The following is a 16,123-nucleotide window of genomic DNA, read 5'->3' on the forward strand; positions in this document are numbered from 1 at the left end:
GCGACGCAGGATGATGCCCGAAATGACCCCCCGGAGGTAGCGGCGTGCCGGTCCCCTTGATCGTTGTTCTGCTCGGCGTCGCGGTCCTCGGCTGGGCGTACGTCCAGCAGCGCAGGCACACCGCGATGGCCGCGACCCCGACCCGTACCTGCGCCGAGATCGCCGAGTACGAGCGGCCCGTCACCTGCGAGGTCAAGGGCACGGCCGCGCCCGGACCGCGGGGTCCGGTCACGGCGCCGTTCTCCGGGCGACCGTGCGTCTGGCACCGCACCAAGGTGACCGTCCGCTACGAGCACCATGAAGAGCGCGACGGCAAGACGGTGACGACGACGCGCGAGCGGACGGTGCACGACGAGACGTACGGAGCGCCGTTCAGCGTCCGCGACGCGACCGGGGAGATCACCGTGGTGCACGAGGGCCGGTCGGTCGACCATGTCGCCCGATCCCTGTCGCACTACGAACCGGCGGGCACCGAGGTCAACCTGTTCGGCCTGCACCTGCGGGTCAACTTCAGCAACGTGAAGGGCCACCGCTACGAGGAGTGGATCATCCCGGACGGCCAGCCGATGTATGTTCTTGGCGCTGCGGCGGCGGAGGACGGACGGCTCGTCATGCGCGACCCGGCCACCGGGCCGTTCCTCATCTCGACGCGGTCGGAGGAGGCACTGTCGGCGGCGCTCCGGGCCCGTTTCCTGACCGGTTACGTCCTCGGCGGGGCGGTCATCGCCGGCGGCCTGATCTGGCTCGCGGTGAAACTGATCCACGGGTGAACCGATCGCTCCCCCGCCGCGTCTGATGGTCCCGGGTTCGAGGAGGACGGTTGTACGCGCTGATGACACTGATCACGGCCGGAGTCGAGGCGGGCGCCGACGCGATGGCCAAGAAGATCGGCGAGGCGCGCCGACGACGGGCCCTGGGAGCCGCCGAACCCCTCGTCGGCAACGCGCCGGGGGCGCCCCGCGAGGTCACCGGCCAGGCCGTGGCCGGCCCGGCCGGCCCGCTCACGGCGCCGCTGTCCGGGCGGCCCTGCGTCTGGTACTCCGTCACCGTCTCCGAGCGATACTGGGCCTGGCGGCCGGGGCCGCTCGGGCCGACCCGGGTCGTCCGCGATCTCAAGGCGGCGGAGCGGACCAGCGGCCCGCTGTACGTCGCCGGTGACACCGCCGCCGTACGCGTCGACGCGCACGGCGCCGCGCTGGAGCCGGCCGAGCCGTCGTTCGCGGAGTTCGAAGACTCGCCGTACGGACCGCTGGCCGCGCGGCTCGCGGCGCTGCTGGGCGCCCCTCCGCGCCCGCGCCACCGGGACCGGACCATCGGCTTCCTCGTGGAGGAACGCGTCGTCGTGGCCGGTGAGCCGCTCCGGGTCGTGGGAGCCGCTCGTACCGAATTGGGGGACCTGGTCCTTGGAAAGACCGCACTGCTGCCGCTGATCATCTCGCGGCGCGTGCCGGTTTCCGGCCCGGGCGACTAGTGTGCCGGATATGGCACGATCACTCGTCATCAAGGTGACGGCGGGCGCCGACGCGCCCGAGCGCTGCAACCAGGCGTTCACGGTGGCGGCGGCCGCCGTCGCCAGCGGTGTCACCGTTTCCCTCTGGCTGACCGGCGAATCATCCTGGTTCGCACTGCCGGGGCGGGCCAAGGAGTTCGAGCTGCCGCACGCGACCCCGCTGGATGACCTGCTCGGGATCGTACTGTCGGCCGGCCGGGTCACGGTCTGCACGCAGTGCGCGGCGCGCCGGGACATCACCGACGACGAGGTGCTGCCCGGCATCCGCATCGCGGGCGCGCCGACGTTCGTCGAAGAGGTCATGACCGAAGGCGCCCAGGCCCTCGTCTACTGACGCCGAGGGGCACCCGCCCGCCTGCCGCGGGCCGTACGGTCATGTGTCCGCAGACCGCGGGCCAGGCGGGCACGCGTCCACAGACGGCGAATCGTACGGGCATGCGTCAGCGGGCCGGGCGGAGGCCGGACAGGTCGCGGGCGGTCACGCTGTTGCGGTCGGCGACCGACGGGCCGAACGAGAACTGCGGCCACAGCCCGTTGATCTCCTGCCGGCTGCGTTCGCTCCACTCTCTGGCGAGGTCGTCACGGGTCTTGTAGAAGTTCAGCGCGTAGCCGCCGCTGTGCACGCGGAGCAGGTTGAATCCGCCGGGATACTCCTTGGTCGCGCCGACCTCCTGCTGGGTCACGTGGCGGCTGCCGGGCAGGACCGTGCGCTTGTTGCGGTGCGTGTGCCCCGCGTGGTGCAGGAACACGCCGGGCGTCCGCTCGTACGCCGCCATGACCGCGACCGTCTGCCCGACGTTGAGCGAGGTGCCGCCGCCCGCCGCGAGCGGGTCGTCGAGGGACAGCAGGGGATGGTGACCGAACACGAGCGTCGGCTGGTCCTTGTGCGCCTTCAGCTCGGCCTCGAACCAGGCGAACTGCTCCTCGGACAGGCCGCCCGCGTCGCCTCCGTTGCCCGCCTTGTCGTAGGTGTCGAGCCCGATGACGCGCAGGCCGCTCAACTCGTGGCTGAAGTACGTCGGCCCGTCGGAGAACACGTCGCGGAAGCAGTCGTGGCCCTGCCACTGGCCGACCCGGCAGGCGGCGTACGCGTCGCCGTCGTGGGCGCGGTCGTGGTTGCCGCGCGCGACGAGGTAGTCGCGGCGGTAGGTGCCGAAGCCGTCGAGGATCCGCTTGGCCTCGTCCAGGTCGCCGGGCACCGCCTCGGAGGACACGTCCCCGGCCGCGAGAAGGTAGGTCGCGCCGCGCTTCCGCGCGTCCCGGACCATCGCCTCCGCCATGATCTTCGGGTACGGCGGCCGCCCCGGAGCCTGCGAGATCCCCTTGAACGGCAGCCCGCCGACCAGCCCCGCGACGGTCTCGCCCAGGTGCAGGTCGTTGCAGAGCGCGATGGAGAACAGGAAGCGCCCGGGCGGCGGCTGCGGCGTCGTGAACGAGAAGGTGTCGCCGCCCAGAGGGGTGCCGGCGGCACCGGCCACCGAGGTCTGCGACGCCGTCCGCCCTCGCGAGCGCGCCTGGTAGTAGTACGTCCGGCCGGGCTCCAGCCCGGTCACCTCGACGTAGTGGTACGGCGTACGGGCGGTCTCGCCGATGACGCGGGTCAGCCGTCCCGGCCGCGTGCCGATCAGGATCTCGCCGTCGGCCGCGGCGGGCCGCATCCGGCCGAGGCCGTCGTCCGTCCCGGAGACGCCGGTGTACCAGGTGAAGACGGCGCTCGTCTCGGTGAGCGTGACGAGCTCGAGGTTGACCGGCCGTACGTCGGACGCCCGCGCCCGCGTCTCACCGATCACCGGCATGAGGGAGAACCCGGAAAGGATCACGCTCAGGCGCAGCAGGTCCCGGCGGCCGGGCCGACAGCAGAACATGGGCCGGACGCTAAGCCGCCACGGCGCTCAGGTCCATAGCGGCACAGCGACAACACCCGAGTCAGGCCACACCCGGCCACCGCCTCCCATCGAAGATCGCCGACCGGGAGCGGGGCGGAAGTCCCAGGGTTATCCACAGGCTGTGCACAAGCCCGTGGCCACGCGGTGTTCCCCCAAATCAGCGGCAGGCTCCCCACAGTCCCACGCCCGCCCGGCGCGCCCCCGCGATCAGTGGCAGGCTCCCCAGAGTCCCACGCCCGCGCGGCGCGCGGCGGCCTCCGCGGCGCCGAGCACGGCGGCGTAGCGGGTGTCGGGCGGAACGACCAGCGCGCGGGCGAAGCCGTTCCGTACGAGGCTCGCGGCGACGAGACCGCCCCTGCTCGTCCACAGGTGGAGGAGCAGGCGGCCGAACCGGTCGTCGGGGGCTCGGTCGCCCGCAACGCGCACCTCGGCGCCGGCCGGGGTCAGCCGGCGGAGGGCACGGGTCGCCTCGGCGCCGAAACAGTCATGGCGGGCCCAGGTCTCCGGCGCGTCCACCCCGATGAGCCGGACCCGCCGGCTCCGGCCGTCGATCCGCAGGAGCAGCGTGTCCCCGTCGACGACACGCACGACGCGCGCGCTCCGCGCGTCGTGTGGCGGCCCCGGCCCGCCCCCGCCGCCCTCGTCCCCGTTCCCGCCACCCACGTGGCCTCCGCGTCCACCGCCCATGCCGACTCCGTCCCCGTTCCCGACGCCTCGGGCCCCGCGGCCCCCGTCCCCGTTGCCGCCGCCTCCGATCGCCTCGTCACCGGCCGCCTCGGCTCCGACGGCCTTGGCTCCGGCCTTCTCGCCTCCGCCCCTCTCGGCGGCGGCCTCCGGCGGCCGTCGGTCGTTCCAGGGGATCGCCGGCCCACCGGCCGCGTGGACGGCGCAGACCGCCGCGAGCAGTCCCGCACCGACGAGAGCCCATCTCCACATGACCGGCAGTATCCGGCACGGCACCGACAGTCGCCGACGGGGACGCAGGCAGGGGCGCTGGAGTCGGAAGATCCCGGCGGAGGGCGCGGGGCGCGCCGGAGAGCGCAGAGGTCGGCGAGCGCGGGGCGCGGCGGAGTTCGCAGAGGTCGGCGCGCGCGGGGCGCGGCGAAGGCCGATGGAACGCCCCCTTCGCCCCGATTCACGGCTCTCAGCCGGGGGCGCTTGCCCCGAAGGTCTCGTACGGGCGGTGTCAGGGGGTGGAGAAGGGCGGGGCCGCGTCGGGGTCGGCGAGGCGCGCGATGAGGCGCTCCGGCCAGGACAGGACGTGGGGCAGCCAGGCCGCCCGCATCGTGTCCGCGACGTGCCGGAGGCGTTCGCCGGCGTCGACGCCGATCGCGACGACCGCGAGGTCGCGGTCGAACTCGGCGTACTCGTCGCCGCCGAGGATCGCCGTCCGGGCGATCGGCCGGTTCGCGTCCAGGGCCATCGAGAGGGGGTGCCGGCGCAGCGCGCGGACCCGGTGGCCGAACAGCGGCTCCGCGGGCTCCCGGAGCCCCGGCAGCTCGTAGTCCAGCGGCGGCGCGGGGGCGTACTTGTCCGGCACGCCCTGCCCGGCCGGGAACAGCCGGTCCATCTCGTGCAGCCAGCGCAGCTGCGGGATCACCCACTCGGCGCCGGGCCGGACGCCCGCCAGGCCCGTCTCCCCGCCGAGCAGCCGGTCGGCGACGCCCGCGACGGTGGCGGTGAGCCGTTCCGGCGCGTACGCGGTGCGGAGCGCCTCCGAGCGACGGCCGACGGCGCGGTCGAGGACGGTCGCGAGCGCGCACTCGCGCAGGCGTGCGGGCTGCGCCGCCCATTCGAGGCGGAGGTCGGCCGGTACGGCCGGCACCGGGCGGTCGGCCACGTGGGCCAGGACGAGCGCGTCCGCCCACACCCGGAGCCACGCCCACGCGGCGTCCGACGCGAGCAGGTCGGCCTCCCGCAGCTCGTACAGCGAGCACGCCCGGCCGTCGCGGCACTCTTCCCCGCAGGCGGCCGACCGGCGGCCCGCGACCGGCGGGACGGGACCGGGCAGCACGCGTTCGCGGTCCTGCCCGAGCGGCACGCGGATCCGTACGGGCCGGTCCATGCCGTCGGCGAAGGCGGCGGCCACGCCCGGCGGCAGGGACACGACCTCGCGGGACTGGTGGTCGTCGAGGTTCATGGCGGCGCCGACGAGGCGGCGGTCGTCGTGGGCGGGCAGCCGGTGGACGACCTTGAGCGCGGTGTTCTTGACGACGTCGGGGACGAGCTTGGTGGGGATCTGCTCGGCGACGACGATGCCCTCGCCGTACGCGCGGATCTCGGCGAGCATTCCGGCGAACAGCTCGACGGCGTGGGCTCCGGCGCTGTTCTCGCCGCGGTTGCGCAGCAGGCGGTGCGCCTCCTCGATGACGATCACGTGGCCGAGGCCGCTCGGCGTGCGCCCGCTGCGGGCCTGCAGCCGCAGGTGCTCGACGATCCGGATGATCAGCGTGCCCATGAGGAACGCCTTGTCCTCGTCGTTGGCGACGTCCTCGATGGCGAGGACGACGTTGCGGCTCAGCAGTCCCGCGATGTCGGCGGGGTGGCCGCCCTGGAAGAACCGGCCCGCCGAGCCGATGCGCAGCGACCGGAGCCGTACGTCGACGAAGCCCCGGACGTCGGCCATCAGCTCCTTGCCGTAGCCGACGTCGCCGATGACGTCGAGGGCGGCGTTCTGCAGCTGCTCCAGGGTCGGGACGGCCGGTTCGATCGGTGAGCCGGGGCGGCCCCGGCCGGTGACGACGTCCCAGCCGTTCGCCTCGTACACGCGCTGCAGCGCCTGCGACATGATCTGGGGGAACGGCTCCTCCGCGTCGAACGCCGCCTGGAACAGCGCCCGGACCATGTCGATGTGCGCCTGCACCGGGTATCCGGGCTCGGGCGCGAGCGGGTTCACCGAGAGGGGCACCGCAGCGGGGTCGGACGGGTTGATGACGGTGACCGGCGCGCCGACGCGGCCGGACATCGCGGCGTACTCGGACTTGGCCGGTTCGATGGCCAGCCAGGGGATGCCGCTGCGGGTGAGCTGTTCGAGCAGGTGCCGGACGGTCTGCGACTTGCCCGACCCGGTGGACCCGGTGACGAAGACGTGGCGGTTGAGGGTCTGCAGCGGCACCGTGAAGGTCCCGACCCGGCGGTCCTGGCCGTCGAGGATCGCGCCGAGCCCGACCCCGGGCCCGTCGGCCGCCATCTCGGCGCCGACCTCGGAGGTCACGTCGAAGTAGCCGGCGTCGAGGACGCGCAGGCCGGGCACCTCGCGGCGGGGCAGCCCGGCGAGCGCGGACAGGGCGCCCGCCGTCGCGGCGAACGGTGAGCGCAGGTCCTGGTCCTGGGTGTCGACGTGCACGGCCTCGTGGAAGCGTACGGGCCGCGCGCCGGAGCGGAGGCGGTACGGGTGGTGGCTCAGCTCCACCGAGCCGACGAGCACCGGGGCGATCTGTTCGAGCGCCTGCGCCGACTCGGCGCCCGCGAGGACCCGGACGTTCCACAGGCCGGCCTCCTGGAACGCGTCGAGCTCGGCGAGGCGGCGTTCAAGGCGCTCGACGGCGAGCTCGTCGTCGCCCCGGCGGCGCATCTGCAGTTCGTACTGCAGGTCGGTGACCTGGTCGCGGAGCACCTGCTCACCGCACTGCTCGGCGATGACGAGCCAGCCGAACGGCCGGTCCATGAGCGTCACGAGCGTCGACTCGAAGAGGCTCGGACCGGTGTCCGCGCGGGACGAGGCCAGCGGCGGCGCCAGCCGCGCCGGGCAGCGGGTCCACGTCATCGCGGCGGCGTCGTCGAGCCACTCGTCGCCGATCGGTACGCCGCGGGCGCCGTGCGGGAACAGCAGCCCCTGCTGCCGGTCGTGCGTGAGGTGCAGCGGCCCGGCGTTGGTGATCAGCTGGAGCGGCGCCCCGCCGCCGCGCGACATCCAGCCCACGACGAACGGCCGCCGGCTCTGCGCCGCGGACAACACGGCCGGCAGCACGGTCACGAAGTCCCACTCCGCCGACGCGGCGTGCGCGGGCGACAGGATCGCCTGAATGCGGTACCACGGCCCCTGGAGTCCCCCGGTCACACCTGCCACACCGGAAGGATTACAGGGCCGCGCCCGCCATGCCAGCCGTCGTGAAGTAGCGTCGCGGGTTGCCGACGAGCATCTGGTCGAGCTGCGCCTCGGAGACGCCCAGCTCGCGCAGCGCGGGCAGCACGTCGTCGCTGATGTGCTCGTAGTTCCAGTTGGGCATCGCGGCGGACCGTATCTGGTCCTGGTTGCCGCCCAGCCAGTCGATGAAGCAGCTCGCGTCGTGGCTGAGCACCATGCGGTCGGCGTAGCCGCGCTCGCACAGGGCCGCGATCGTACGGACGCGGTCCGGCGTGGGGTTGTAAATGTCCAGCCCGAACCGGTCCATCCCGAGGATCGCCCCGGTATCGGCCAGTTCCATAAGGTAGTCGAGGTCGTTGCTGTCCCCTGCGTGCCCGATGACCACCTTGGACAGGTCGACCCCCTCCTCGCGGAACAGGGCCAGAGCCTGCCGGCCCGTCTGGGCCGGCGCTGAGGTGTGCACGGTGATCGGCACGCCCGTCTCGCAGTGGGTGCGCGCGACGGCGCGGGCGATCCGCTCGACGCCCGGCGTGAGGCCCTTGGCCTCGATCGCGCATTTGAGGAACGCCGCCTTGACACCGGTCTCCCCGATGCCCTCGACGATGTCGCGGGTGAAGTCCTCGACCATCGGCTCCGGCACATCGACCAGCAGCCCCGGCCCCCGGTTCTCATACTGGAAGGGCAGCGCGTCGTAGGAGTAGAGCCCGGTCGCGACGATGATGTTCAGGTCCGGCACCTGCTCGGCGATCCGCTGGATGCGCGGGACGTAACGGCCGAGACCCCACACCGTCGGGTCGACGATCGTGGTGATCCCCTTGGCCACGATGGCGCGGAGCTTGGCCACCGCGTCGGTGACGCGTTCCTCCTCGTCCCACCACGCCCCGGCACCGTAGTTCTGGGCGTACTCGGTGGACAGGACGAAGACGTGCTCGTGCATCAGCGTCCGCCCCAGCGCGGAGACGTCGACGGCACCGCGTACGGTCTCGACAGTGGGCACGGAACGAGCCTCCCTCGGTGCATACCGACCAGTCGGTACGAGAATCTAGGCCCGGTGCCGGAACCCCGTCAATGATCACTTCGGGGGGTCTCGGATCATCCCGCGTCGGGGCGGTTCACCGGCTCCGGCTCCTGGTTCCCCGGGGACGCCAGGAGGTCGCCGGTCCCGGGCACCGGTGGGTTCTCGATGCCCGCGGGGCGGCGGATCAGCCCGGGGTGGCGGCGGCCGAGTTCGGCGGCGTCGTCCTCGGTGAGCCGGATGTGCAGGGCGTCCGAGACGTCGACGAGCAGGTCCGGGGCACCGTCCCGGTGGAAGACCAGGACGACGTCCGCGGAGTACATGACGTTCTCGTCGGTGACCTCGATGTTGCGCTCACGGATGTGCGAACCGTCCGCCTCCCGCGCGACGCCCGACCCCGTGCCCCGGCCGTGCGAGACCATCACGCCGTGGCCTCCGGGGGAACCGGCCGACCCGGCCCCCCGCATGCTCGAGTCCGTCGCCGTCGACGCGCCGTCCCGCTGGTTGGTCGCGGTCTGGGTGTACTCCCGCCGCTTGAGCAGCGCCTGGGCGTCCTCCTTCAGCGCGACGACGTTCATGCCCACGGTGACGTGCTCCCCCGGCCGCAGGCCGGCCACCTCGTACGTGTGGTCGAGCAGCGAGGTGATCTTCGACATCAGCGTCGCCGGGTCGGTCTGCCGCCACAGCGTCATGCCCTGCGGCCGGCTCAGCTCGAACCCGGTGGGCCGTTCGGTCTGCGCGGGGATCGGGCCGCGGCGCTCCGGCGGCAGCGCGGCGATCGGCGCGTAGTGGTGCACGACCTCGGCGCCCGGGAAGGAGATGCGGCCCACCATGTCGCCGAGAGTGCGATTGGCCGCGGTGGGCGCCGTGTGGTCCGCCCACCGCGCGAACCGCCCGGTGACCGACTCCCAGCCCGGTGTGTGGGCGCCCTCGCCGGCGACGGTGGTGAGGTGGTGCGGAACCACCAGCCGGACGCTGCCCCGGGCCGTGGCGGTCTCCGTCTCCGCCGAGAGGTGACGGTCGAAGTACCGCGCGGCGGCCTCGTTGCCGGTCAACCGCGCCAGCGCGTCCGCACCGCGGCGGACGGCGCCGATGCCCTGTTCGAGGCCGTACGGCGGCTCCTTCGACTCGACGACCTCGATCTCGAACCGGAGACCGTGCGTGAACTCCTGCGAGCCCTCCCGCGTCTGCCGCCGGTCGATGTCCTTCCTGCCGACTCCGTCGCTGTGCCCGCTCTCGGACCGGTGGATCCGCCCGCCGCCGAACTGGCCTCCGCCGGTGCCGCCCTTCCCGTGACCGTGCCCGCCGCCGATGCCCTCCGCGACACCCCGTACGAGCCCCTTCCAGCCGTGTCCGAAGCCGCGCTCCCCGCCCGCCTCGGATCCGCTGAGCCCCTGATTGCGGGCCATGTGACTGACGTCCGGGCGTTCGGCCGTGTGCGTCCCGTCCTCCAGCACCGCGCGGACGCGGACGCCGACGTGCCGGGTGAAGCCGTAGGCCGACTCGACCGGATACCACTGGACGACGCCCCTGCGCAGGGACGCCATGTTCGCGGCCAGGGCCTGCTCGCCGAACGCCGTCCGGAGCAGTTCCCGCGCCACGTCGTCGCCCTCGGGCAGGAGCCCCCGGGTCTCCAGCACGTCCTCGACCTTCGGCAGCACGTCCCGGCCGTCGAAGCGCTCGACGTGCGCGGAGGTGACGGCGAGGTCGGGCCGGTACGTCCGCGACTCGCTCACCGGCTGCGGGGTGACGGGCTCCGGAGCGGCCGGCTCGCCCTCGGTCTCGGCCTCGTGGACGTGGACGTCGGGCGGCGCGGCCAGGTGGTGATCGCGTGCGATCCGGTCCGGCATCATGAAGTCCGCGCCGCCGTGCACGCGCAGGTGAGCGGTCGGCGCGGGCCGCCCGGCCGGCGCGTCCGGCGTGACCGACAGGTACAGGTCCGAGCCGCCGAAGGAGTGGGTCAGCCCGGCGCTGCTGTAGGTACCCCGGATGACGTCGCTCGCGCCGGTGTACTCGCTCGCGCCCGTCCGGCGGTCCACCTCGGCCATCCCGCCGACCTCGCCGACGCCCTTGTACTCCGCTCCGGCCGTCTTGATCTTGCTACGGAATCCCGCCTTCAACTCGCCTTCGGCCCGGATGTCCGTGCTCGTCCCGGCCCTCATCCGGGTGTTGGCGGCCCGGTAGTGCTCGATCTCGATGCCGGTCCGGGCGACGGCGTGCTCCGGCCGGCCGAAACTCGCCCGGAGGGTCACGGCCCGCCTGGTGCCGTCCGGCTGGGTCACCTGGACGCGCCACCCGTCCCGGGACGTCAACTCGGCGAGGTGCGCCTCCAGCGACGACGGCCGGGTGGCCTCCAGGATCTCCGTGGGGACCTCCAGGAGATCGGCCGGCGCCGGCCGGCCGTTCGCCTCCGCCTCGATCCGCGCGACCTCGAACGGCAGATCGTGCGCCGCCGCGAAGCCGGGGAAGACGCCGGTGGTCTGGCCGGCGAAGTCGATCCGGTCCTCGGGGAGGGCGTCCACGCGGTCGACCCGGCCGGCCTTCGCGATCTCCTGCGGTGTCGCCCTGGCCGCCGGGGCGTGCTCCCGCGGCACCACGGCTTGGGCGGAGACGTCGTCTCCGTGGATCGTCCACGACCGGTCGGCGAGCCGCTTCCCGCCGTCGTACACCCGCAGTCCGACCTCGTGCCGCAGCTCCTTGGTGATCTGCGTGACGGGCCCGTCGGTCTCGGTCCGGCGGTACTCCGTGGTGCCACCCATGAAGCTCACGGTCTTCGACCGGCTGCGGCCGCCGTGCAGAGAGACCTTCGGAGCGTCGACTCCGAACCTCCCCACCTGGAACCGGACGTTGCCGGCGACCTCCACACCACCGCCCGACGACCTGTTCTGCCCGGTGGACGTTCCCGACCCCGCGACCTTCCGGTCGTTCACCGTCATGTCGAACTCTTCGACGGACCGTCGTCCACCCAGTTCGGCCCGGTGCGCGATCTCGATCCGGTGCCGGCCGATCGTGATCTCGTGGGACTGGCCGTGCAGCAGGTCGGCGAGCGAGACGCCCTCCATGGCCGAGCGGCCGAATCGCGCCTCGAGGTCCCGCGCGAGCTGCCGCCGTACCGGCTCCGACAGGTGCGGCAGCGCCGTGTCAATCGCCTCGCGGAGTTCGGTGACGACCCGCTCGGATCCCGGCAGGCCGGTCAGCTTGCCCAGCCCGGCCCCGCGCCCCGCCGCGAGATGCACCGGCTCCGCGGGATGCGGCTCGTGCGGTGCGACCGGCGGCGAATGCTCCGGACCCGCCGGCACGACAGGAGAGGAGCCCGGCCCGGGGTGGTGCCCGGCGGGGCCCGGTTCGGGGGTGTGCTCGGCGAGGGCCGGTTCGGGGTTGTGCTCGGCGGGGGCCGGCTCGGGGTGGTGCGCGGCGGAGCCCTGCTCGGGAGTACGCCCGCCGGAGCCCGAGCCGGAGGTGTGCGTGGCGGAGCTCGGATCGGGGGTGTGACCGCCGGAGCCCGGCTCTCGGGCGGGAGCCGCCGAATCCGGAGGGGCGAGCCCCTCCGTCTTGACGTCTCCGAGGAGATCCCGCTCGAACTGGGGAGCTTCGGACGCGCGTACGGCCAGCTCCATGGGGATGTCGACGGGGAAGTCGCCGAATCGGGTCTGGACCTCCAACCGCACGATCGCGTGGTAGCGGGCGATCTCGGCCTTCCGCACCAGGGTGATCTTCGGCAGGGTCGTGTGCGAGTACGAGAGGACGTGGTTCTTGCCGCCCTGGTAGTTGCCGCCGATCCGCGCGAAGAACTTCGCCGCCGGGTTGTCGACGCCGAGCTTCATGCCGAACATGACGTTCCACTTGTGGCCGAACTGCCGAGAGTCGTTCGTCGTCGTCAGCAGGCCCTGGTCGTCGCGCAGGACGGCCTCGCGGATCGGTGTGTCACTGTCGGGCAGGTGTTCGAGGCGGAGGACGCGTGACGTGATGGTGGCGTCCGGGGTGACCAGTTCGCCGTTGAGCAGGTCACGGCTGCGGTTCAGCAGGATCTGCTGACCGATGTGACCGGTGAGATTGCGGTTGACGACCTCCGCGACCTGCTTGGGCGACATGCCCGCCTGCAACGCGCGGCGCTGGAACTCCGTCACCAGCCGGTCGGGCTGGACCGCGTTCACGCGGACCTCGTGCTTGCGGATCCCGGGCGCCCGGTCCGACGTCACCAGGTGGCGGGGCATCGGCGGCCGGTCCCCACCGGCGCCGGTGGCTCCTTCACGGTGGAACTGCTCGGGGAAGGGCACGGTCAGGGAGAGGCCGTCGACGACGGCGCCGATCCCCGCCTCACTCCCGTTCACGTGGACTTCGTAATTCACGGTGGACGTGAAGAAGTCGTGTCTGAACGCCACCGCCTTGTGACCGGCCATGACCTCGGCCGTGGAGGTGTGCGACCGGCCCGAGACCTTGCTCACGCCCGGCCCCGGCAGGCTCACGCGCTCCAGCCCATCGGAGTTGTCGAGGAACTCGACGACTCCGCCTGAGGTGCCGCGCTGCCCGCGTACGGTCTCCCTGCTCCCCGCGCCGGTGCCGCCGAAGGACACCGCGTACTGCCGTGCCCCTCCGGGCGTCTCGACGTGCGTGAACGTGTCGAGCTTCGGCTTGAGCCACACGACGTGCCCGCGTGACTCGAACGCGATGCCGTTCTGCAGCAGGTCGGTCCACCGGTCGACGTCGGGGTCGCTCAGATGGTCGCGGACCCGTGTCTCGATGTCGGCGCGAACCCGTGGCGGGAGGTAGTCGGGGAGGTTCTCGGCCCACCGCCGCGCGACCTCTCGGGGGTCGGCGGGCAGGCTGACGCCCTGGACCGCGGTCGCGTCTCCGAGCGCGCCGTAGTCGGTGTACCGAGGCGGACGGATCTCGGGCCGCGGCTCCAGGGCGGGCCCGTCGCCGCCCGTCTCCGTCGGAGGTGCGGGCGTCTCAGGCGTCGTCGCGGGTGCGGCGGCGGGGTCTCCGGCCGGCTCCTGGCGACCCGCGGGGATGCCTGTCTCGTCCGGGTGGTCTGCACGGTCCGGCGGCGTCTCCGGTGCGGGCTGGTGCGCTTCCTCGGGAGAGAAGTTCAGCAGCCGCTGGATCCGGGACACTCCGCCCCGATCGGAGCCGGACGACGGCCCTGCCGGCACGCCGCGTGATGCTCCGGACGGCGGTACGGATCGGCCGTCCCCGCCCTCGGTGCCGGATTCAGTGGTCGGGTGGGCCTCTGCCGCCGTCCTTTCGGCCGGCTCCGTGAGTGCTTTCGTCGTCGTTCCGGTCGGTGGCGCGACGGCAGGTCCCCGAGGTGCTTCACCGGTCGACGTGTCGTCCGTCCCGGGCCGAGGCGCCGGCGCGGTGGCCGACGGGCCGGGGGCAGGCGACGAAGACGTGGCCGACGGGCCGGGCGGAAGAACCGGTGCCGTGGCGGACGGGCCCGGCGGAAGGACCGGCGACGTGGCCGACGGGCCCGGCGGAAGGACCGGCGACGTGGCCGACGGGCCCGGCGGAAGGACCGGCGACGTGGCGGACCGGCCGGGCGGAAGGACCGGTGCCGTGGCGGACGGGCCCGGCGGAAGGACCGGCGACGTCGCTGAGGGCCCGGTCGGCAGCGCCGGCGACGTGGCCGACGGGGCGGGTGGGAGCACGGGCCGGGTGGCGGAGGGACCGGCCGGGAGCCTGGCGATCTCGCCGACGGGACCGGGAACCTCTCCGGTGCCGCCCCCATCCCCCGGCGTGACGAAGAGGACGGGTCCCGTGCTCGGCGCGGGCGCAGAGGGGACGATCGGCTCCACGGAATGCCCGCCGCCGGTCACGGGGGCCGGAAGGCCGGGCTCGGTGACACGGGCCGGCAGACCGGTGCCGGCCTCTCGGCCGCCCATGCCGGCGAGGTCGACGTGGCCCGTGGCACCGGCCGGCGCGACCGTACCCGCGTCACGGACGACGACGTCCCCCCTGGTCCGCCCATCCCCGTAGGAGGTGCCACCGTCATAGGACGGGCCGCCCCCGTGGGACGTGCCACCGCCGCCGGCGCGGTCCGCACCGCCCGCCTGACCACCGCTGTAGGGCCGGCTCCCGTCGTAGGACGGGCCGCTCCCGGCCTGGGTCGCGCCCGCGCCGCCGGGGTGGCCGGTGGGCCCGCCGTCGTCGCCGGTCGTACCGGACACCGGCACGCCGTCGCGCGCGACGACCTGGCCCTCGATGTCGTAACCGATGCCGTTCTTGTAGTAGGCGTGATGGTCTCGGGAGTCGGGGATCGTCGGGCCCTGTTGCCCGGGGCTGGAGCCCCCGGGCCCGGAGTCCCCAGCGGGACGGCCGGGCGATGAGAACTTGTCGGCGAAGTGCTTTCCCGCCTCTCCGGCGGCGCCGATACCGGCCATGCCGAAGCCGAACCCGGCGGCCTGGGCGAGATCCACGTGGCCGTTCTCGAATGCGAGCTGCGCCACGACGTTGCCCATCGTCCCCGTCGTGCCGGCGAACAGGAGGCGGGACGCCGCGCCCTTGACCCCCGCGGCGCTCATCAGGTCGGCCATGGCGCGGGTGAGCTCGTTGCTGCGCGCGGCGACCGCCGTGCCGGCGAGGCCCATCACGCCGGCGGCCGCGCCCCCTTCCCCCAGCGCCTTGAGGAACTCGCCGGTGTGGAAGCCGTCCTGCACTCCCTCGTCGATCCGGGCCTTCTGGCCGACGAGGTCGAGGCCGCCTGCGTACCACATGCCCTGGAGCACGACCTTGGCGACGGTCCGCAGGAACGCCGCCAGGAGGGAGCCCTGAGCCTCGGTGATCGCGGTCGCGGTTCCGATCGAAGCCCCGTCGGTGAGCCACGAGATGGCACCGGCGATCGCCCACGTCGCCGCGAGGAATTCCAGCGACCGATCGAACTGGACGCGCGCGGCCTTCTTCTGCCGGATCAGGAAGTCGACCGCGTCGCCCAGCCGCTTGCAGGCGGCCGCGAGCCACAGCAGACCGCCTCGCTCGCCGCCGCCCTGCAGTGCCGCCGCGAACGAGGCGAACTTCTCGGCCGCCTGCCCGCCGTTGTTGGCGCTGACGTTGCGGGCGTGGCCGCCGACCTCGTCGGCCACGGCCTCCACCGATCGCGCCGCCTCGTACAACGCGTCCCGCATCGCCGCCAAGGAGATGATGTTGCCGTCCGGCCACTGGCAGCCTGCGACGAGCGTCTGGAGGATGCGCAGGATGTGCTCGCGGCCGTGCGGCGGCGGATCGGACTCCACGAGCCCGCCGGCCACCGGCGGCAGCCGGTACGGCCGCTTCGCCGCGATCGCGCCCTCGTCGGCGCCCTTCGGCAGCTCCGAGCCGAGGGTGGCGGCCTCTTCGGCGAGCCGATACCGGTGGCCCGCCAGGATCAGCGTGCCGCCCGTCGCCCGGAGGAGGTTCACCATGTCCGCGAGCTCCGCCAGCAGCGCGTCGCGCGACGCCCGGAAACCCGCCGTCTTGTCGTCCCCGTTGAAGAAATTGCGTCCGATGTCGTCGTTGCCCCAGCAGTCTCCCAGCGCGCCGAGCGCACCGCACAGGACGTCGACGGCCTGCGCGAGGGAGTCCGCCGCCGCGCCGACGCCGTGACCCGAGGCGATCCACGTGTGCGGGGTGGCCGTGTAACCCGCGGTCAC

At 73.5% G+C, this 16,123-nt stretch carries 8 protein-coding genes; 3 read left to right on the top strand and 5 right to left on the bottom strand.

The annotated features are described in order from the left end of the window. The first annotated feature begins 44 nt into the window (after window positions 1-44). From NE234_RS22305 to NE234_RS22315, 3 genes are read left to right on the top strand one after another with little or no spacing between them, the layout of a single operon-like run. Window positions 45-770 (top strand): E3 ubiquitin ligase family protein, encoded by a 726-nt coding sequence (locus tag NE234_RS22305; RefSeq protein WP_252782434.1) that lies wholly within the window; start codon window positions 45-47, stop codon window positions 768-770. 50 nt (window positions 771-820) lie between these two features. Next, window positions 821-1,471: an E3 ubiquitin ligase family protein gene (locus NE234_RS22310; RefSeq protein ID WP_252782435.1), complete on the top strand. Its 651-nt coding sequence runs from the start codon at window positions 821-823 to the stop codon at window positions 1,469-1,471. 10 nt (window positions 1,472-1,481) lie between these two features. Beyond that, the gene (locus tag NE234_RS22315) at window positions 1,482-1,844 is read left to right on the top strand and encodes a DsrE family protein (protein WP_252782436.1); all 363 of its coding nucleotides are present in this window, start codon (window positions 1,482-1,484) and stop codon (window positions 1,842-1,844) included. Window positions 1,845-1,950: 106 nt separating this feature from the next. Here the strand turns inward: NE234_RS22315 and NE234_RS22320 are convergent, their stop codons facing one another. The 5 genes from NE234_RS22320 to NE234_RS22340 form a co-directional block, all read right to left on the bottom strand. After that, the gene (locus NE234_RS22320) at window positions 1,951-3,375 is read right to left on the bottom strand and encodes a purple acid phosphatase family protein (protein WP_252782437.1); all 1,425 of its coding nucleotides are present in this window, start codon (window positions 3,373-3,375) and stop codon (window positions 1,951-1,953) included. A 228-nt stretch (window positions 3,376-3,603) separates the two neighbouring features. Beyond that, window positions 3,604-4,332 carry a thermonuclease family protein gene (locus NE234_RS22325; protein WP_252782438.1) on the bottom strand — a complete coding sequence of 243 codons (729 nt, stop codon included), beginning with the start codon at window positions 4,330-4,332 and terminating at the stop codon, window positions 3,604-3,606. 250 nt (window positions 4,333-4,582) lie between these two features. After that, the gene (locus NE234_RS22330; RefSeq protein ID WP_252782439.1) at window positions 4,583-7,465 is read right to left on the bottom strand and encodes an ATP-binding protein; all 2,883 of its coding nucleotides are present in this window, start codon (window positions 7,463-7,465) and stop codon (window positions 4,583-4,585) included. A 10-nt stretch (window positions 7,466-7,475) separates the two neighbouring features. Beyond that, window positions 7,476-8,480, bottom strand: a complete 1,005-nt coding sequence (locus NE234_RS22335) for a phosphotriesterase family protein (RefSeq protein ID WP_252782440.1) — start codon at window positions 8,478-8,480, stop codon at window positions 7,476-7,478. 95 nt (window positions 8,481-8,575) lie between these two features. Beyond that, window positions 8,576-16,123 carry a WXG100 family type VII secretion target gene (locus tag NE234_RS22340; protein WP_252782441.1) on the bottom strand — a complete coding sequence of 2,516 codons (7,548 nt, stop codon included), beginning with the start codon at window positions 16,121-16,123 and terminating at the stop codon, window positions 8,576-8,578.

The sequence above is a fragment of the Actinoallomurus rhizosphaericola genome, assembly GCF_024055675.1.
In the GTDB taxonomy this organism is placed as follows: domain Bacteria; phylum Actinomycetota; class Actinomycetes; order Streptosporangiales; family Streptosporangiaceae; genus Actinoallomurus; species Actinoallomurus soli.

Bases quoted from the DNA above. Each gene is read 5' to 3' on its own strand.
- NE234_RS22315 (WP_252782436.1), top strand. From the start codon at position 1,482: ATGGCACGATCACTCGTCATCAAGGTGACGGCGGGCGCCGACGCGCCC.
- NE234_RS22320 (WP_252782437.1), bottom strand. From the start codon at position 3,375: ATGTTCTGCTGTCGGCCCGGCCGCCGGGACCTGCTGCGCCTGAGCGTG.
- NE234_RS22325 (WP_252782438.1), bottom strand. From the start codon at position 4,332: ATGTGGAGATGGGCTCTCGTCGGTGCGGGACTGCTCGCGGCGGTCTGC.